Source organism: Bradyrhizobium ontarionense (assembly GCF_021088345.1).
GTDB lineage: Bacteria > Pseudomonadota > Alphaproteobacteria > Rhizobiales > Xanthobacteraceae > Bradyrhizobium > Bradyrhizobium ontarionense.
Map to the genome: position 1 here is coordinate 6,715,808 of NZ_CP088156.1, position 19,085 is coordinate 6,734,892.

At 62.8% G+C, this 19,085-nt stretch carries 10 protein-coding genes; 8 read left to right on the forward strand and 2 right to left on the reverse strand.

Features of this window, described 5'->3' with window-relative positions; all coding sequences use genetic code 11:
- Nucleotides 1-13 precede the first annotated feature (13 nt).
- Both fghA and LQG66_RS29415 read left to right on the forward strand, forming a co-directional pair.
- The gene (fghA, locus tag LQG66_RS29410) at nt 14-859 is read left to right on the forward strand and encodes an S-formylglutathione hydrolase (protein ID WP_231327993.1); all 846 of its coding nucleotides are present in this window, start codon (nt 14-16) and stop codon (nt 857-859) included.
- Between the two features lie 294 nt (nt 860-1,153).
- Entirely contained in the window at nt 1,154-2,542 is a 1,389-nt protein-coding gene (locus tag LQG66_RS29415) for a pyridoxal phosphate-dependent decarboxylase family protein (protein ID WP_231327994.1), read from the forward strand.
- A 154-nt stretch (nt 2,543-2,696) separates the two neighbouring features.
- Here LQG66_RS29415 and LQG66_RS29420 read toward each other — a convergent pair whose 3' ends face one another.
- Nucleotides 2,697-3,323: a YczE/YyaS/YitT family protein gene (locus LQG66_RS29420; protein WP_231319337.1), complete on the reverse strand. Its 627-nt coding sequence runs from the start codon at nt 3,321-3,323 to the stop codon at nt 2,697-2,699.
- 224 nt (nt 3,324-3,547) lie between these two features.
- On the opposite strand from LQG66_RS29420, the gene LQG66_RS29425 reads away from it, so the two are divergent.
- The 3 genes from LQG66_RS29425 (at nt 3,548) to LQG66_RS29435 (ending at nt 13,196) form a co-directional block, all read left to right on the forward strand.
- Nucleotides 3,548-8,353, forward strand: coding sequence for a non-ribosomal peptide synthetase (locus LQG66_RS29425; protein WP_231319338.1), 4,806 nt, complete (start codon nt 3,548-3,550; stop codon nt 8,351-8,353).
- 37 nt (nt 8,354-8,390) lie between these two features.
- Nucleotides 8,391-12,833, forward strand: coding sequence for a non-ribosomal peptide synthetase (locus tag LQG66_RS29430; protein ID WP_231319339.1), 4,443 nt, complete (start codon nt 8,391-8,393; stop codon nt 12,831-12,833).
- 114 nt (nt 12,834-12,947) lie between these two features.
- Entirely contained in the window at nt 12,948-13,196 is a 249-nt protein-coding gene (locus tag LQG66_RS29435) for a hypothetical protein (RefSeq protein ID WP_231319340.1), read from the forward strand.
- A 521-nt stretch (nt 13,197-13,717) separates the two neighbouring features.
- Here the strand turns inward: LQG66_RS29435 and LQG66_RS29440 are convergent.
- Nucleotides 13,718-13,957, reverse strand: a complete 240-nt coding sequence (locus LQG66_RS29440) for an SDR family oxidoreductase (RefSeq protein ID WP_345778921.1) — start codon at nt 13,955-13,957, stop codon at nt 13,718-13,720.
- 620 nt (nt 13,958-14,577) lie between these two features.
- On the opposite strand from LQG66_RS29440, the gene LQG66_RS29445 reads away from it, so the two are divergent.
- The 3 genes from LQG66_RS29445 (at nt 14,578) to LQG66_RS29455 (ending at nt 19,044) form a co-directional block, all read left to right on the forward strand.
- A complete protein-coding gene (locus LQG66_RS29445) occupies nt 14,578-16,503 on the forward strand; it encodes a hypothetical protein (RefSeq protein WP_231319341.1) in 1,926 nt (641 codons plus the stop codon).
- A gap of 11 nt (nt 16,504-16,514) precedes the next feature.
- Nucleotides 16,515-18,140 (forward strand): PEP/pyruvate-binding domain-containing protein, encoded by a 1,626-nt coding sequence (locus LQG66_RS29450; RefSeq protein ID WP_231319342.1) that lies wholly within the window; start codon nt 16,515-16,517, stop codon nt 18,138-18,140.
- 157 nt (nt 18,141-18,297) lie between these two features.
- Nucleotides 18,298-19,044, forward strand: a complete 747-nt coding sequence (locus LQG66_RS29455; RefSeq protein WP_231319343.1) for an STN domain-containing protein — start codon at nt 18,298-18,300, stop codon at nt 19,042-19,044.
- The last annotated feature ends 41 nt before the right edge of the window (nt 19,045-19,085 follow it).

Below are 19,085 nucleotides of genomic sequence, written 5' to 3' on the forward strand. Positions count from 1 at the left end.
CGGGAAGGGCGCAGTGCACACGATCTCAGAACACGGCTGTTTCGGGGGTACGGTCGGATTCTACTCGCATCTTTCCGAGGCGGTTGGCCTGAAGATGACTTTCTCAGTATATCGACCACCGCAGGCGGCGAAACGGCGGGTGCCATTCCTCACCTTTCTCTCCGCGCTGCTCTGCAATCATCAGAATTTCATGATCAAGTCGGGGGCGCAGAGGGTGGCCGCCGAACTCGGGTTGATGCTTGTCATCCCGGACACAAGTCCGCGCGGGGCAGGCATTCCCGGTGAGGACGCCGATTGGGAGTTTGGGGCAAGCGCGAGCTTCTTCGTGGACGCGACTCAGGAGCCGTGGTCGCGTCACTATCGAATGTATACTTACGTGACGCAGGAGCTCCCCCAGCTCATTTGCGCGCATTTCGCGGCGGATCAGCGAAGGCAGGGGATCTTCGGTCATTCGGTCGGAGGGAATGGCGCGTTGGTTTGCGCGTTACGTAACCCCCAACAGTATCGTTCGGTTTCGGCATTCGCCCCGGTCGTCGCTCCCAGCCAGGTCTCGTCCGGACAAAAGGCGTTCTTGGGATATCTCGGTCCGGACCGGTCGCGGTGGGCTGAGTATGACGCTTGCGAGCTCGTGAGGCAGCGGCCCTATCCCGGCACGATTCTCATTGATCAAGGAACTGCCGATAAGGCATTGGCCGGACACCTGCGTCCTGACCTCTTCGAGGCGGCGTGCAAGGAGGTCCGTCAGCCACTGAGCCTGCGCATGCAGGATGGCTACGACCATGGGTTCTATTTCATCTCGACCTTCGTAGAGGACCACCTTCGTCATCACGCACGGGAACTTGCTCATGTCGCTGAGTGAGGACTGCGGGATCGGCGCCGGCCTGATGCAGCAATATCAGTCGCTGATCTCGGACCATGAGTGGACGCGATCGGCCCGCGACAATGAGAGTGGAGCGGAAGTCCTTCCATGGAAATTGAATCGTGCGGCGAGGGTGATGCGATGGCCAGCAGGTCTGCGACGGGCATTGCCGATGAGTCGGGCCAGTCTCCAGGCATCGATCGTTCGGTTGGAGGACAGACCATGAGCGCGATCGATCTCGACCCGGAGAATTGGGATGAGTTCCGAAGCGCAAGTCACGCCGCGCTCGACTCCATGATCGACTACCTGCAGACGCTGCGGGATCGCCCGGTGTGGAGGGAGACGCCAGAGCATGTTCGGGAACGATTTCGACATGCACTGCCGCGCGGTCCGAGGCCGTTCGGAGACGTGCTGAAGGAGTTCGAGGCCTATGTCCGCCCATATGTGACGGGGAACGGACATCCGCTGTTCATGGGTTGGGTTCATGGAGCGGGAACGCCCGTCGGCATGATAGCCGACATGCTTGCGGCCGGCTTGAACCCCAATTGCGGTGGCCGCAACCACATCGGGATCGATGTCGAGCGCCAGGCCGCGCTCTGGGTTGCGGAGATACTCGGCTTTCCGCGTCAATCGTCAGGCTTGTTCGTCACCGGATCATCGATGGCGAATCTGATCGGTGTCCTGGTGGCCCGCAGCAGCGCGCTGGGCTCGGAGGTGCGGACGACCGGGTTGCAGGGGCTGAAACAACGTCTTGTCGCCTATGCGTCGAGCGAGACGCATCACTGCATCGTTCGGGCCATCGAGATCGCCGGACTTGGCTCCGACAACCTTCGCGTGATCCCGGTCGATTCCAGCCGCCGCACTCTGCGGACGGACATTCTGGTCGACAGGATAGAGGAGGACCGTGCGGCGGGCCACGTGCCGTTTCTGGTGGTCGGAACTGCCGGAACCGTCAATTCGGGCGCGATCGATCCGCTGGACGAGATTGCAGAGATCGCGAGCGCCAAAGGCCTCTGGTTTCATGTCGACGGCGCGATCGGCGCGGCGGCGATGCTCTCGCCGGCGTTGCGGCCCTTGATGAAAGGCCTGGAGCGGGCGGACTCGGCGGCGCTCGACTTCCACAAGTGGATGCACGTGCCCTACGATGCAGGGTTCGTCAGCGTGCGCGACGCTTCGTTGCATCTCGATACGTTCGCGAGCGAGGCTGCTTACCTGTCGCGGGCGAAGGTCGGATTGGCAGGAGGCGACGTGTGGCCCTGCGATCTGGGACCGGATCTTTCGCGCGGCTTCCGCGCGCTCAAGGTCTGGTTTGCATTTCAGACCTACGGTGCGGACCGGATCGGCAAGTGCGCCGAAAAGAACTGCCTCGCGGCGACCTACCTGGCGGAGCGGCTCGCTGAAGACGGAAGCTTCGAGTTGCGGGCGCCTGTGGTGCTGAACATCGTCTGCTTCGGTATCAAGGGCGAGCGCTCTGGCCGTGCCAATCGTACCCTGGTCGAGCGTCTTCACCTGAGCGGGAGAGCTGCACCTTCGGTGACATATCTCGATGCACAGCCAGTCATTCGCGCAGCGATCGTCAACCACCGCACGACACGTGAGGACATCGACGAATTCGTCCGCGCGATCGGTGAATTGGTTTCGAGCGAGGGTCCCTTGCCTGTCGAGGCGATTGCGTCGTCGTGAATAGAGGTCCCAAGCTCTCTCGAGCTTGAGACTGGATGGCGTTGAAAAGGGGTGAAACCAATTGTCGCAGGGACCCGCTTGAAACGCCGAGATGCCGGGGAGCGTCGCTCGATGATGTCGTCGCGCTCACAGTCCTATGCGCGGGGACCGACGGTCATGTCGAGGACGTGACCTGTTCCGGTGGCAAACCGAAGTTCGGCAGATTGAACAGTCGGCCATTGCCCCACATCATGGGCTGAATCAGACCATTGACCAGCACCATGAACGACAGCGTTCCGATTCCAACCGGTCCACCCAAGAGGTATCCGGACCCGAGCAACAGCGCCTCCAGACTGCCTTTCGCTAGCCAAAAGGGTGCGCTCCATCGTTTGACGATGGCAATCGCCAAGAGGTCGATGGCACGGATTCCAAAGCCGCTCATAATGATCAGGGCCGAACCGTAGGCACACAACATCGTTCCCAACACCATGAAGGACAGCGGGTTGATGGCAAGGAAAGGGCCGAGCTCGACGTGGAGCAGCAGGTCGATGAGGTTGCCGCACAAGAAGAACGTGAGCAGGGGAGAGAGCAGAGGCCTCCGGGACGTTAGAACCGCTGTGCCAGCCAGACAAACGACGGCAACGGCTGTCTGCACCATGCCGACAGTCACCGGTAAATGCGTGCGAAGACCGAGCGCCAGGACATCGAGCGGATCTGTCCCGAGATGGGAGTAGATGTAACAATAGGCGCCGACCGAAAATGTGATGCACCCAGCAAGATAGATGAACAGCCTGAGAGTCATTTTCTGTCACTAGCAATTTAAGGTTGTAATTTTCCTGTCGACGCTGTTCGGCCTCTAGCGCGGCGCTACAGGGGTGATTTGCTCGATCTGCCTTTCGCAAGGAATCAGACGTAGTCGCTGTCGGACTTGAAGGGTTGGCTTCGTCCAGCTGGACATGCCACGCGCGCGAAGAGTACAATCTCCAGGAGCAAATTTCAACGAAAACTTACTTCGGTTGTTGCGAGATGGACGATTTTGCAGATCGCATCCGTGAATTGCCGCCGAAGCAACGGCGGCTGCTCGCAAGCGAGCTCGCCCCCCTGTCATTCGCCCAGCAGCGGCTGTGGTTTCTGCATCAGCTCGACCCCAACAACAACAACTGCAATGTGCGCTACGTTGTCCATGCCAACGGTCACCTGCAGATCGAATTGCTCGAGCAGGCGATCGCGCGGGTGCAGGAGCGGCATTCCATCCTGCGCACCAACTTTGTGACCATCGAAGACGTGCCCTATCAGGTCGTTCATTCGCCCTGTGACCCGCAACTGGCGGTCGTCGATTTGTCGGAGCTGCGTCCCGGCGTGCGCCAGGTCGAGGCGAGGGCCTTGATCGACAAGGAGGTCAGACGGCCGTTCGACCTGGAGAGAGAGCGGTTGTACCGCGCTATGCTGGTGAGGTTGACGCAGCAGGAATACATCATCGCGTTCATCTTCCACCACGCCATCATCGATGGTCGCTCGGTGCAGATCTTTGTGCACGAGGTCGCCGTGCTCTATGAAGCGGCGGTGCTTGGGCGGTCGCCGAGGCTGCCCCCTCTCGAAGTGCAATACACCGACTATGCCCGCTGGGAACGCAAGCTGGTCGAGGGCGAAGCCATCGCCACGCAGTTGGACTATTGGCGGACCCGGTTGTCCGGTTATGCCTTTCTCGATCTGCCGTGTGACCATTCAAGACCGCTGGTTCGCAGCGGACGCGGCGCTAAGGTGGCGATTTCGGTGCCCGACGCGCTCCCTGCCGAGATCGACTTGCTTGCAAGAGCGGAAGGCTGCAGTCGTTACGTCGTGTATCTGGCGGCATTCGCGTTCGTCTTGGGGCGCCACGCTGGGCGCACTGATGTCTGCATCGGGTCGCCCGCTGGAGGCCGTCCTCGCAAAGAGGTGGCCCCGCTGATAGGTTGTTTTCTCAACACTCTCGTAATGCGGCTCGATCTGTCGGCGGCGCGCACGTTCCGCGCCTTTCTGAAGCACGTGCGCGATGTGACGGTCGCGGCGCAAGACCATCAAAGCGTGCCGTTCGAGCGGGTGTTTGAGGAGATCAGTCTGCCGGCGGATGTCGGCCGAGCGCCGATCTTTCAGGCGATGCTCAATGTTCTGGCGATCGACGATCGGACAGGTGGAGAGCTGCCCGGGGTCTCCCTCCGACCTATCAGCGAGGCAGAAGAGGCCTATGCGATGGTCGATATCGGCCTTGAAGTGCGTGAGTTCCCGCGGCTGACGACGATGTGGCTGGTCTACAGCGCCGACCTGTTCGAACGCGAAACCATTGTTGCCTTTCGCGACCGTTTCTTGCGGTTCTTGCGATCTGTCGTTGCGAACCCGGATCAGGAGCCGGCTTCGGTCCGACTGGTGGATGAAGATGTGTCTCCATCAGGTGGGGAAGCAGACGCTTCGCTCTGCATATTCGAGCGTATCAGCACCATCGCGTCGGACGATCCCGGAAGATCGGCGATCGTCACGCCTGCCCATTCGTTGTCTTATGCGGACCTGGACGCTTCGATTTGCCGTTTTGAACGCGGGATCCTTGGGGGACATGGGACCGCGTTCCGGATCGCCGTTGCGATTGACGATCCAGCGTTGTCGATCGTGGCCATGTTGGCGGCGTTACGGGCCGGGGGCGACTGCCTGTTGTTCGACCCCGCCGAGATTGAGGCGAATCTCGATGCGGTGCTGGTCGAATTTCGACCAGACGTCGTTTTGGGCCGCATCGAAGCCGGGCTGTTGAACCGTCTCGAGGCAGCCGGTGCACGCCATCTGGCGTGGGACGCAGTCCGTGGCAACGAACATGCTGTCACCTCCAGGCCGTTGCGACCTGGCCGGGTGCTCTTTCACCGCAAGGTCGGCGAGCGATCGGCGAACCTGATCGCGCACGACGCCACGGCGATGTCGTGGTTCGGACGGCGCTGCGCCGAGGCGATGCGGGCAACGGGAAGCGATCGCGTTGCCGTGCTCTATTCGCTCAACTCCTGGCCTGCGTTGCTCGGGACGTTCGCCGCATTGCAAACCGGGGCAACTCTTTGCCTCGTCGACGCGGTCGTCGAGCCGGCCTGTGTCGTGGGGCCATTCCTGAGGGCAAGCGCTGCGACGATCGTGCATTGCTCGCCGACGCTGTTCCATCGTTTTGCGCATGGCACGCGGGCGAGTGAGTGGGCGAGACTGAAGACCCTGCTACTTGGCGGAGAAGTCGTGCGCATGCGGCACATCGAGCTGTTCCGGCGGTTGCTCCCGAAGGATGCGGTGCTGGTGAACGGCTATGGCTGCATCGAGATGCCGGTCATTGCGCAACAGAGCCTTTCCCGTGCCGAGGCTCTGCACGGTGTCTCGATGCCGGTCGGACGGGCTGTTGATGGCGTCCAAGTCCACCTGCTCGACAAGTTCGGTCAAGACAACCAGGTCTTTGGAGAAGTCGCCGTGCGCGTCGTGCAGCCGCCGCGACATGATGAAGCCGCTGTCGGCGCTGGTCCTGAGGCGTCGGTGGGCTGGATTCTGACTGGTGACATCGCGCGCCGTTTGCGCGACGGCTCGCTCCAGCTCATATGTCGGCGGGACCGCTTGCTCGAAACGAGGCTGCGGAGTTTCGACCCCGCTGCCTCCGAGGACGTGCTGCGCGATGCCCCCGGAGTGACGGACTGCCTGGTGCTGCCGTTCTTGCAGGCCAATGGCACGGCTGCATTGTTGGCCTTTATCGTCGGTGGGAAGCGGAACACGATCAATCACGCGGCCATTCGTGGCTTCATGCGTGGGCGTGTCTCATCGGGCGAGTTGCCGGCACTCTATATCGATTGCTCCGGCATCCGGCTTCGGCCGAACGGGACGCCCGACGCCGCGGCGATGTTGCATGACCCCTCTACGCTGGCTGCCCAGGGCGCAAGTGTAGTCTTCATTGCCAGCCACGATCGCGGCACTCAAACTCATCGGCCGGATGCCGGGGCGGGATTGATCGGCGAGCGGCCGAGCAGCGCCGACTGGCAAGAGATCATTGCACGCAAGAATTCAACCGCACGGCCATTTGAAGAGGAAAAGTGTCTTCACGATCTCTGGCGCGACCGTTTGCGGTTGCATGGAGATCGCACGGCGCTGATGTGCGCCGGCGCAACGATGTCCTATGCGGAGGCCGACCAGCGATCGGATCGGCTGGCGGATGAGTTGCGTGCCAGGGGCGGCGGGCCCGAATCGATTATTGCCACATGCATGGAGCGCTCATTCGAGGCGGTCATCGCGATCATCGCCATCTTGAAAGCCGGTGCCGGCTATCTGGCGATTGACCCCAGCCACCCGCTTCAACGAATCGCATGGCTGGTGCAGGACGCCAACGCTTCGATTGTGATGACCAGCGGAGGCACGGCCGCTCGTCTGGCGGACTGCGGCGCGGTGGTCATGCAGGTCGACCGACTGGTACCGGCGGTGGTGGCCTCGCCACCGTCCGTCCGCGAGGCGCATCCGCTCAACGCAGCCTATCTGGTCTATACGTCGGGCTCGACTGGCAATTCAAAAGGGGTCATCGGAACGCATCGCGGAATGGTCAATCGCATTGCGGCCCAAGCCGGAATCTGCCGATTTGAGGACGATGACGTCTGCTGCTTGCACAGCTCGGTGGCATTTGTCGATTCCGTTTTCGAGCTGTTTGGACCACTCTGCAGCGGCGTGCCGCTGGTCCTGATTCCCGATGCCGAGGCGCGCGATCCCGAGCGATTCGTCCGGGCGATCGCCGACAATCGCGTGACGCGGCTGTCGACTGTGCCGACAATGGCGCGCGCCATGCTCGCTCTTCCGGATGTCGCGCGGCATCTCCGCCACCTGCGTGCATGGAGTCTCAGCGGAGAGCCGCTGGATGCCGAGCTTGTCCGGCAGCTTCGCCGATCGATGCCGGACTGCGGGATCGCCAACATATACGGATCATCCGAGATCGCAGCCGACGCCACAGCTTGGCGTGTCCAGCACGATGGGCCTGTCGCAATCGGCAGCCCGATCATGAATACCCAGGTTCATTTGCTGGACGAGAACCTGCGACCGGTCCCACCCGGCGAAGTCGGCGAGGTTTTCGTCTGCGGTGCGGGCGTTGCGCGCGGCTATTGGCGACGGCCGGCACTGACGGCCGATCGATTCGTACCGAGTCCGTTCGGGCAGGGAGAGCGACTCTATCGGTCGGGAGATCGCGCGCGTTGGCGCGATGATGGAGAACTCGAGTTCGTTGGCCGGCTGGACGATCAGGTCAAGATTCGCGGTGCGCGCGTCGAATTGCGCGAAATCGAGGCCGCCTTGAGGAGCCATCCGGCCGTCGAACAGGTCGCCGTCGTGCCCTACCGTGCCGAAGGGCATGAGGACACGCATCTCATCGCGCATGTTGTGAGTTCGCGGCCGCTAGCTGCGAGGCTCTTGCGCGAGCATCTTTGCGCGCGCCTGCCGGACTACATGATCCCAACTGGGTTCATGGCGCTTGAGCGATTGCCGCTGACCCCGACCGGGAAGATCGACAGGCTGGCGCTGCCTCTGCCCGACCTCGGGCCCTCTAGCTCCGATTTCATCGCTCCGCGCAACGATACCGAGCGAACTCTCGCCGGAATCTGGGCTGAGCTGCTCCAGGTGCCGCTGGTCGGCGCGCATGATCATTTCTTCGAGCTCGGCGGTCATTCCCTGCTGGCGATGCAAATGATGCGGCGCGTGCGAACGATCTTTGCGGTCGACGTGTCGCTGCGCGCGTTCTTGGAAGCGCCGAGCCTGGAGGCGCTTGCGCTCATGATCGACGAGGTGCGTGTGTCGTCTCTGTTGACCGGATGATGCCCGGCTGTCGGCAGCTGCGGGGAAGGAGGTGCGAATGGAACAGGCCGTCACCGGATCTCACGGAATGCAACTTCTCTCTGCCGGGCAGAAGAGGTTGTGGTTCTTGCACCGGCGTGATCCGAGCGGCTCTGCCTATACGGAGGCGTGGGTCGGACGGATCGTCGGGAACCTGAACATCGGTGCGCTCGCGCAGTCGCTGGATCATCTCGTCGGTCGCCACGAGGCACTGCGGACGTCGATTGTCGAAATCGGGGCCGAGCCGTGGGCGTTGGTCCAGACCGACACCAAGACGAGCCTTTCGTGTGTGGGCGGACCGATCTGCGAATCCGAGATCCAGCAGGCGGCGTCGGATTTCATCAGCCAGTCTTTCGACCTGAGCAGAGGCGTTTGTCGGACCGCACTTTTCTCGGTGCGGGATGGCTCCCACGTCCTTGTTCTTGCCGTCCATCACATCGCCTGTGATGGTCTCTCCTTCGACGTGATGCAACGCGAATTGGCAGCCGACTATGCGGCAATCGTCACCTGCCAACCCAGGCTGTCGGCACATGCCGATTATCAGTATTCCGATTTCGTCTCCTGGCAGCGATCGCTCCTTGAAGGCGGTGAACGAGAACGCCAACTGGCCTATTGGCGCGAGCAGCTGTCGCCTTTGCCGGAGCTGGCTCGCGTTCCGCGCATGGGCGCGGTTGTCGAGAGCCGAGCCGAGATTGCGACGGCAGTCCTGCCGCCGCAACGTACTCGCGTTCTCGAGAGGCTGGCTGCGACCTGCGGGACGTCCCCGATGGTGGTTGCCGTGGCGGTTTATTTTGCACTGCTGCACCGGCTTTCCGGGGAAACGGATCTGTCGGTCGGCACGCCGGTCACGAATCGGATGCCGGGGGAGCTGCAGGGTATTGTGGGGTTCACCGTCAACACGGTCGTGCTCCGCGTGTCGGCTGAAGGTGATCCGCGCTTCGTCGATTTCCTCAAGCGGGTGCGCGACGTCTGCAGCGAAAGCTTCGACAACGCCGATCTGCCCTTCGAGGAGGTCGTGGCGACCCTGGGCGCAAGTGAGCGGCCGCTGTTCCAGGGCATGATCACGTTCACCGAGGGCGCGCACGATGCAGTCAGATGCCTCGATCTCGATATTCGTCCCATCGCGATTCCGCCGCGGCAGTTGAAATTCGATATGAGCGTCGATGTCCGGCGGTCGAAGCTGGGCTGGGACCTGACCGTGCAGGCGCGACCTGATCAGTTGGGAACAGCGAGCGCGCATGGCCTGCTGGAATCGCTGATGACCATGCTGAACGATGTCGCCGCGAGGCCCGAGGCGCATCTGTCGAGCCTTGCCGTACTCGATCGCGCGGCCAGGGAAGCCGCGCTGAAGGCGTGGAGTGGCCGGCGTCGGGTGGCAAACGAGGTCGGTATTGCTCAGCGCATCGATCTTCAGGCCGCTCGGTCGCCCCGGGCCATTGCCCTGTCGTCGGATCGCGGTGATCTCGACTACGGCAGCCTTGTGAACTGGGCTGCCGCCGTTCAGAAGCGCTTGGCCGAGGTCGGCGTGGCGCCCGGGGGCATTGTGCCGATCGTGGTGCAAGGAGCGAGGGAGGCGGTTGTCGCCATGCTCGCGGTGCTGCGGAGCGGGGCCGCTTTTGCGCCCGTTGATCCGCGGTGGCCGAAACACCGGATCGAGCAGTTGCGCTTTCGAAGCCCCACCGTGGTGCTTGATCCGGCAACAGCGGATCGGCTGCCGTGGCTCAAGGGGATCGTCATCGCTCCGCCGACGGAGAAGGCCGACGCGATCTCGGTCGCGGTTGGCTCTGAAGATCCGGCCTATGTCTTTTCAACGTCCGGTTCGACCGGTGAACCCAAATGCGTCGTTTGCCTTCACGGCGCGCTGGTCAACCGGTTCGACTGGATGGACGACGTGATCGGTGCGGAGGCGGGCGCCCGCGTCTTGCAGACGACGCCATTCATCTACGACAGCGTCGTTTGGCAGTGTCTGTGGCCTTTGACCCTAGGGGGCACTGTCGTTCTGTCGGACGACCAGCCCGCAGATGGCGCAGAGCTCGCCCGAACCATCGCGAAGCAACGAATTACGCTTGTCGATTTCGTGCCTTCGATCTTGAACTACTTCGTCGCCGGCTTCAGGCGAGAACCGCAGGCTCTGGCGAGCCTCAGGACCGTCATACTGGGTGGCGAGAGGCTGGACGCCTCGGTTGCCTCTGCGCTGCGCGCCATATGCCCCCACATCCGTATCCTGAACCTGTATGGCCCGACCGAGGCGACGATTGGCTGCATCTGGCACGAGATCGTCGACATCCCGAACGATGAGCCGATTCCCATCGGGTTGCCGATCGATAATGTCGAGGCAGTGATTCTCGATTCAGCCGGACAGCCCTGCCGGATCGGCCAGCGCGGTGAGCTCTACCTCGGTGGGCGCTGCCTCGCACGCGGATATCTCGATGATCCGGAGATGACAGCCAGCCGATTTATCGAAAACCCATTTCCCGAATTGGATACCGAGCGCCTGTTTCGCAGTGGAGACTTGGCGTATCGCAGCCCCGACGGAACGATCGTTTGTCTTGGCCGGACAGATGAGCAGATCAAGATCCGAGGTCTTCGCATCGATCCGGGCGAAATCGAAGCTGTGCTGGTGGGCACAAGCGGGGTGCTCGCAGCCGCCGTCGTAGCCAAGCGCACCAACCAGGCCAATACCGTGCTCGCCGCCTATGTGGTATCGAGCGGCGTGACCGACGGTGATCTCTTTGCAGCGATGCGCGCACGCCTGCCGCGTGAAATGATCCCGACCTCTATCGTGGCGATCGACCAGATGCCGATGACGCCATCCGGAAAGATCGACCGGCAGGCCCTGGCGGCCCTTCCCATGCCCCGGACTCAGCTGGAGGCCGGCGCTCGTCCCCCTTCGCCAATCGCAGAAATGATCACCGCATTATACGCGGCTATGCTGAACGTAGCGGAAGTCAATCAGGAGGATTCCTTTTTTGCGCTGGGAGGCCATTCGCTGCTCGCCATTCGGCTGATGGCCATGATTCAGGACTCCTTCGGGGTGGCTTTGCCTCTCGAGTCGATCTTCGAGCATCCCACTGCGTTGGAACTCGCTCGCGTGATCGACCACTTGCTGCAGGCGAATGTCGAGCTGGCCGCAGCGCCTGAACACGAGGAGGATGCCCGCACTTGGCCGATGTCGGTCGCTCAGTCGAAGATGTACCACGTCGAACGCATGCTTCCCGGAAGCCATTTCTTCGTCAACGGAAGGGCGTACCGAATTGAGGGAAATCTCGATGTGCAAGCGCTGCGTCGCGCGCTCAATGCAACGATCGGACAGCACCCGATCTTGGGCTCGCACGTCGTCGATGGCCTCGAAGGTGCGATGTTCGGGTTCGAGCCGGTGCCGGAACCCTCGATACGAGTCGTCGACGGTCACGGGAAGGTCGAAGCGCTCCTTTCCGAGGACATGCTGCGACCGTTCGAACTCGCGGCCGGGCCGCTTTTTCGGACGCTTGTGGTCAGGGCGGGGCCTCGAGAGCATTTTCTGCTCCTCTGCGTCCACCACATGATAGCCGACGCATGGTCGTTGGACGTGGTCGTTCACGACCTGGTCATGGCCTATCGCGTTGCGGTTGGAGCCGCCCCGCCAGCCGTTGCGCGCGCGGAGCGCGTTGGCTTGCAATTCGCGCGCTGGCAACGGAAATGGCTCGCCAGTCCGGAGGCCGAGAAACAGCTGGATTTCTGGCGCACCAGGCTGGCGAAGGCGCCGGCCGAATTGCCCCGAGACGCCTCGAGGTCAAGCCTTTCGCGATTTAGCGTCGGCCGCGTGAGTGCCGTGATTGATGCGGGTTTGCTGCAGCGGCTGCGCATCGCAGGCTGCAACAGCGGCTGTACGCTCTATGTCGTCCTGCTTGCCACCCTCTCGATGCTGCTTCGCGAGGTGACAGGAAGGGACGACGTGCGGATTGGCACCGCGGTATCCCTTCGCGGGCGCGCTGAGTACGAAGCCGCTGTCGGCCTCTTTATCAACATGCTTACGCTCGACATCGATCTCGCGGGAAGCGCCGGCCCCACGGAAGTAATCTCGGTTTGCCGGAGCGTCCTGCTTGATGCCTATCGGCATCGCGCAGCGCCGTTCGAATGGGTCATCGAGCGCCTGCGGCAGGAGGCGCCAGCGTTTGAATTTCCCTTTAATGCCGTGCTCTTGTTTCAGGAACCGCCGGGTCAAACGGAGGCACTTCCCGGCATCGAGATCATCGAGCCAGTTGCGGAGGCGGCCAAGGATTATGATACCGCCTGTTCGGATCTCGATTTGTCGGTTCAGGCCATGCACTCTCAAGGACAGTTGCGCGTCCTATTCGAGTACAAGACCTGCAGCTTTGAGCGCGAAAGGGTCACGCGCTGGCTCGCGCGATACCTCTCCTTGTTGGACAGTTGGGCAGGAGCGGTCAGCACGGCTCCGTGCTCAACTACCGATGTCACTTAAGGTGTCACATCGTCGCATCTGCAATCAAAAGGAATTTCTACTTGTTATTGTTTTTGTGCGGTGGCACTATCTTGACGGTTGAATTCAGCAAGCTTCTTTTCGCAGGAGGATCTCATGGCTACTGCCACCTTCAGAGAAGGCTTTCGTGACGGCACTTTCCCGGAGCTGAGTGGACGAGATTTTGATGCGTATCTGGCGGCGAGAGTTCTGACGGCTGAGGAACTCGCTACGATTGATCCTGTGACCGCCGTCGTCTTGCGCGCGAAGTTGCGGAGTCAGATACTGGCATCGGATGAGATCCGGAAGCTTCTGCGAGGTGTTGTAGAGCCGGAGCTGAAGTCATTGGCCGCGAGGAAACCTTAGCGACAAGCGGAGGCGTCGGGTTCGGGCTTGCTGTGGTGAGCGATGGTGCGACGTTCGCCGCAGCTTCGCCTGAACAGCCTGAGAGGCACGTCGTGCGCCTGAAGCCGAACCCGTAGAACCCGCCGAACATGCACTCAGGTCGTGCTCGGGACTTGAAAGACATTCGTCGGCGGAAAATACGCTGTCGCCTATCTCCGCAAGCAATTGAAATGACGATGGCCGCGACCTCCCTCCGAGCGGACTATAAGCCCTCACGGGATCGGGATACGCACAGCTTTCGGAAGGCTGATTTCGCGGCAGATCTCACGTGTCCGCCCTCAGCGAATGTCGGTGTCCGTAGTTGCGCCTCGCCGCAACCAACGCTACAGACTCCCGTAGCCCTCAGGCTGCGGGAGTTTTGGTCGTCGCGCCTTGTCTGCAATTGTTGACGGCAGCCTAGCTCAGGTTCCCGTCGCCCGGCTTGCCACGCAGCGTCGCCAAACTGTTCTCCTCAATCATGTCCCCGATCTAGGGTGAAACAGTCAATCGAGCTCTGTTGCGCCTGTGTAGCTTTCTGCAGGCGATTTGGGCCACAGCGGCCTCGATGAGCTCATCGAAAGTGTGATGCCGCTCGCGGCGCGGACCAGCAGCGGGCCGAGCGACACGGCGCAGACTCCGATGTTGTTGTCGCCGAGCTCGGCGGCGAGACAGCGGACCGACGCCTTGGCCAACCCCATGATGTTGTAACGGTCCGCGACCTTGTCGGCGCCATGGTAGCTCATTGTCAGCCCGCCGCTCAGCCCAGCTGCTGTTGCCGATGGTCGGGGTCATTTCGCGTTCCGTCGCTAAAATCAGCATCATATTGCCGCGAGGCCCACCCGCACATCGACGGAGCGGGAGCGTGATGCAACGCATCCCACGACATGATCGATGCGTGACGCCTGATTGGTCGTGTCATCCGCGAGCGTATCGAGGTCGGGATCGTCGCTCTGCCTCACCGCGAGCCGGCGGAGATCTCGACGCCCATCGACGGGACGCGGATTCGGTCGCGGTGCGAACCCGTGTCATCTGCGCTTCAAATCGCCGCTGCACAATCGGGTTCTCAAGATCCGGGGAGCTGTTCGTCGCCTACCGCATCTATCTCGTCGTCGAGGCCACGGGCGTACCCAGGCGGCGGAAAGCTCGCTCCGATCGCCCCCACGCAGGCCGGACGAATTCCCGACGCGATCGTGTTCCGCGTCTGCATCACTGCAACGTTCTGCACAACGATGCATCCTCATGACGAGGCCGCCCATGCCGAGCGCATGATCTCGGCATGTGACAATTTGATGAATGATCCAGCGCAAAACCCGTTCGTTCGACGACTGCTACGAAGCGTATCGTTAAACCGCGATATGGGCCAATGAAGACAGAAATCGTCAAAGAACTCGGACAGTCCGACATTCTGTTGCCACACCTCGTGTCCGAGGGATTGGCCGCCAATGATCGCATCAAGCTCCGTCTGAGCGCGCTGCAGGCCGCGGCACAACATGCAAGGCAGCCGCGCAGCGACGTGCCTGATCTCGCAATGGAGAGCCGTGCGGCCGGACTTGCGCCTGCGGCGCTCGTCACGTTGATCAGCGGGGCCCATCTCGCCGGCGACGACAAGGTCGTTGCACCGGGACTGGCGCCGCTGCTGAAGGGTATCGAGGGCGATATTCTCGCGATGATCGGCGCGGTCACCGCGGGAGATCCGGCGGACGGCCAACACTTCGAAAAGCGCCTGGCTCTGATCCGCAGCGCCGGTGATCTCGACGCGACGTCGGAGATCGAGATCGCTCGCATCGGTCGTCTCACGGGCGTCGATCGTGAAGGGCCGGACAGCCTGCATCGATTGGTCATGGATCTACACAAGGCGCTGAACCGTCTGGCCGCAAGTCATGCGGAGGCGATCATCGCAGGGGCCCATGTCTTCGGCATCCAGGAGTCCGATCGTGCACCGGTCGCGAGCTTCATGCGCGGCCTCAATGAGACACGGCCACTCAAGTTCAACCATCCCGGACTGGATGCGACCGCGCTTCGGGCGGGCGATCGCCTGGTGATCCAGAACGACATCGGCACCACCGATGCGCACGTGATCGTCATCGTCGTCACGGAGAGCGCCATCACGATGACCTACACCGACGTGCATCTGGCGCGCGCGAAATTCTTCGTATCCCTGTTCGACGGACGTCAGTTGAAATGGAGCGGACTGGACAAGCATGCTGCCGGGGGCCTCGAGAACGACGGGACCTTCTATCTCGTCACCGGATCTTATGAGTATAGCGGGCCCGACGATCGGGACGAATTGCTCGCCGCGATCGGTTCGTCGCTGGTCTTCCTGATCGACTGGAACAAGGCCCGCAAGCTGCTCCGCAGCTGGGTCGCGAAGAATGACGCGGTGCGCATCCTGGAGTGGGCGGCGCGCCAGCGTATCGGCCACCGCGGCTTCCTGGAGCTTGGCGGCAACGAACTGCTCGGCGCAGCCGTACGCAGCGCGGCTCCCACGCGCATCGGCTTCGGCGAGAGACTAGACCAGGTGCTGGGACGAGACGCCGCGATCAGCTTCCTCAAGATGACGCTGCAGATTTCGACGGAGGCTCTGCTTGGCGGTCAGTCGTCGCGGCTGGCGCGTGACCGGATCGGCGCCGACCTCGTCAGGCATCTCGATCGCGTCGACAGCGCGCTGCTCGCCATGGTGCTGCGGCAGATCGGCCTGTCGCGCGATGTCGCTGCGCTCGTCCAGCAATCCGTATCCACGATTGATCCGGATCCGGCTGCGGTCAGACTGCTCGCGGAGCGAGCCGGCCGGATCGAGCGCAAGGCCGACAGGATTGCCATCGAGGCGCGCGCGGAAATCGCGCGGCTCAATGCGCGGCCGGTCATCGGCGAGCTGGTCGACCGTATCGAGCAGGCGATCGATGAGTTGGAGCAGGCTGCGTTCATTGCGTCTCTGACGTCGGGTCCGATGAATCCGGAGATCAGGTCCGCGCTGGGGAGTCTGGCCTCGATCACCGTCACTGCGACCGAGTGCGCGGCTGCCGGACTGGCTGCTGCGGCGGAGGTGCAGGAAGGCAGACGCGCGGATTCGGAGGATGCCCTTGCGGCCGTCGCCCGGCTGATGGATGCGGAGCATCAGGCGGATGCAAGGGAGCGCGAGATTACCGCGAGCGTGTTCTCCGGTGGACTCGACGTGGCGGCGTCCCTCGCTGCCCTGGAGCTCGCGCGGGCGATCGAGCGCGCAACCGATTGTCTGGCGAGCTTCGGCCACCTGCTGCGGCGCTACACGATGAGTGACCTCTCGGCCTGAGGAATGATTTGATGAGTATCGTACGGATCGGGGATGGCCGACGCGAGCGGCCCACAGCGGAGGACGTCGGGGCAAAAGCGGCCAATCTCGCGAGGATGGCGGCACTGGACTTGCCAGTCCCGCCCGCCTTCGTGCTGCCGGTACAGCTCTGCGCGGACGTCGTGGCAGGAAAGGGCCAGGCAACGCGCCGGCTTGTTGAAGGACTGAAGGAGGGGATAGCGTTCCTCGAGCAGGCGACCGGAAAGTCGTTCGGCTGCTCCCGCAATCCGCTGCTCGTTTCGGTCCGGTCCGGCGCAGCGCGGTCGATGCCCGGCATGCTGGACACCGTTCTCAATGTCGGCTGCACGTCCCACGCCGTGCGCGGTCTGGTCCGCGCGACCGGCCGGCCCCGCCTGGCATGGGACTGCCGGCGGCGCTTGCTCGAGAGCTATGCCGAAACCGTCGTCGGACTCGACCCTGCACCGCTGGCAGGGCGTTTGAACCAGATGATTGCCGCGGAGAGCGTGGCAAACGAGCGCGAGCTGGACAGCGAAGCGCTCGAGCGCCTCGCCTCTGACGAGCGCAGGCTGCTGGAGGACTTCGACGATGACGGCTGGCTGGAGGATGCCGCGATCCAGCTGGAACGCTCGGCGCGGGCCGTCTATCGATCGTGGATGGGCGAGCGTGCACAGACCTATCGCCGCCTGCAGGGGATGCAGCATCTGAAGGGCACTGCCGTCACGGTGCAAGCCATGATCTTCGGCAATGGCGGCACGTCGTCCGGTGCGGGCGTCGCGTTTTCGCGCGATCCCTCCACGGGAGCGCGCGAGCCGGTCATCGATGTGCTGTTCGACTCTCAAGGGGAGGACGTGGTGTCTGGGCGAAGGACGCCGGAGACGGAGGCGGCCCTCTCGCGGGCGCTTCCCGCGGTGGCGGAGCAACTGCGCGACACGCTGAAGCGGCTCGAAAGGGAATTTCGGGATGTGCAGGACATCGAGTTCACGATCGAGGAAGGCCGGTTGTGGATCCTGCAGACGAGGGCGGCGAAGCGCACCCCGCGCGCCGCGGTCCGCATCGCGGTCGACCTGGTGCATGAGGGGCTGATCACGCGCGCGGAGGCGATCGGAAGGATCGAAGGCATCGACCTCGCCGCTCTCGCGGAGACCTCGCTCGTCGTGACCGGGTCACCCGCGGCGGTCGGGATTGCTGCATGTGGCGGTGTCACAACCGGGCGAGTGGCGTTCGACAGCGCGTCCGCAGAACGGCTCGCGGCGTCAGGTGATCCGGTCATCCTGATGCGTCATGACACCAGCACCGCTGATATCGCCGGCTTTGCCGCGGCATCGGGGATCGTCACCGCGGTGGGGGCTCGTACGGCCCATGCATCGTTGGTTGCACGCCAGATGGGCAAGCCGTGCGTGGTCGGATGCGGCGCCATCGAGCTCGATGGTGAGGCTCAGGCGCGCATCAACGAAGCCACCATTGCGGCGGGCGATTGGATCACCGTTGATGGCAACGAAGGCTGCATCTATCTCGGTCGCGGCGAGATCATCACGCGGCAGCCCGAGGCAGAATTGGCGGAACTGTCGAAATGGCGCGGCAAGGAGGAGGCTGGTCCTGAGGACGTGATCCCGAGCGCCGCCGCGCCGGCTGCCTGACCATTCGTCCTTCGCGCCGGGTCGATGTCGGTAGCCTAGTTGCGGACGGCCTGCGCGAGGACGACCGAAACACCCGAATGGACGTCACATCTCTCCGCTAAATGGGCATGTTGGACAAAGTGCCAACAGCGACCTGCGCGTGGTTCGAGAGCGTTCGATGGGAATGGGGCGTCACCCTCAAATTGCGGCTGTTCCGACCGCCAGAGACGTTCTGTATCGCACGGTTCTGCCGCTGCTGGTCGCCGTTGTGTTCATTCTGCTGGACGTGTCGACGAGCTTGGCTGTCGAAGCCGGCACGCCTGGGGACGATCAGCGCCGCTTCTTCGCGATTCCCGCGCAGCCACTTGCGGCGGCGCTGCAGGCCTTCGGCCAGGTGGCCGGAGTTCAGTTGCTCTATGAAAGCAAATCGGCCGAAGGGCGGTGGTCCACGGCGATCGAGGGGCTCCATACCCCACATGAGGCCTTGATAAAACTCCTGGCGGGCACCGATCTGAAGGTGCAGTACAGCCGCCCTGGTGCGCTGACGCTCATGCTCGAGGCTCCCGCGGAGGCCGACGGCGCCGCGCCGCGCTTCGGTTCGGATCTGTCGCTGGGCACATTGCACGTCCAGGGAGCAACGGCGAGCACGTTGGTCTCGCAAGAATTCAGTGAGTCGGTGCGGATGGACGTCCATAACGCGCTGCGCAACAACCCGCGGACGCGCGACGGCAACTATCGCGCGGTGGTGAACCTCTGGATCAACCACGAGCGCACGGTCGAGCAGGTCGATGTGGCCACCACGACCGGCGATCCGGCACGGGATACGGCCCTGATCGCGGCTCTGCGCGGCCTCACCATGAGCCGTCCACAACCGGCTGGAATGGCGCAGCCGGTGCGGATCGGCGTCAGCGTCCGAACGCACTGATTTTTCAGATCAACGGCTTGCCGGATGGTCCGCCCCCCGGC

Bases quoted from the DNA above. Each gene is read 5' to 3' on its own strand.
- LQG66_RS29415 (WP_231327994.1), top strand. From the start codon at position 1,154: ATGATCGACTACCTGCAGACGCTGCGGGATCGCCCGGTGTGGAGGGAG.
- LQG66_RS29420 (WP_231319337.1), bottom strand. From the start codon at position 3,323: ATGACTCTCAGGCTGTTCATCTATCTTGCTGGGTGCATCACATTTTCG.
- LQG66_RS29425 (WP_231319338.1), top strand. From the start codon at position 3,548: ATGGACGATTTTGCAGATCGCATCCGTGAATTGCCGCCGAAGCAACGG.
- LQG66_RS29430 (WP_231319339.1), top strand. From the start codon at position 8,391: ATGGAACAGGCCGTCACCGGATCTCACGGAATGCAACTTCTCTCTGCC.
- LQG66_RS29435 (WP_231319340.1), top strand. From the start codon at position 12,948: ATGGCTACTGCCACCTTCAGAGAAGGCTTTCGTGACGGCACTTTCCCG.
- LQG66_RS29440 (WP_345778921.1), bottom strand. From the start codon at position 13,957: ATGAGCTACCATGGCGCCGACAAGGTCGCGGACCGTTACAACATCATG.
- LQG66_RS29445 (WP_231319341.1), top strand. From the start codon at position 14,578: ATGAAGACAGAAATCGTCAAAGAACTCGGACAGTCCGACATTCTGTTG.
- LQG66_RS29450 (WP_231319342.1), top strand. From the start codon at position 16,515: ATGAGTATCGTACGGATCGGGGATGGCCGACGCGAGCGGCCCACAGCG.
- LQG66_RS29455 (WP_231319343.1), top strand. From the start codon at position 18,298: ATGGGAATGGGGCGTCACCCTCAAATTGCGGCTGTTCCGACCGCCAGA.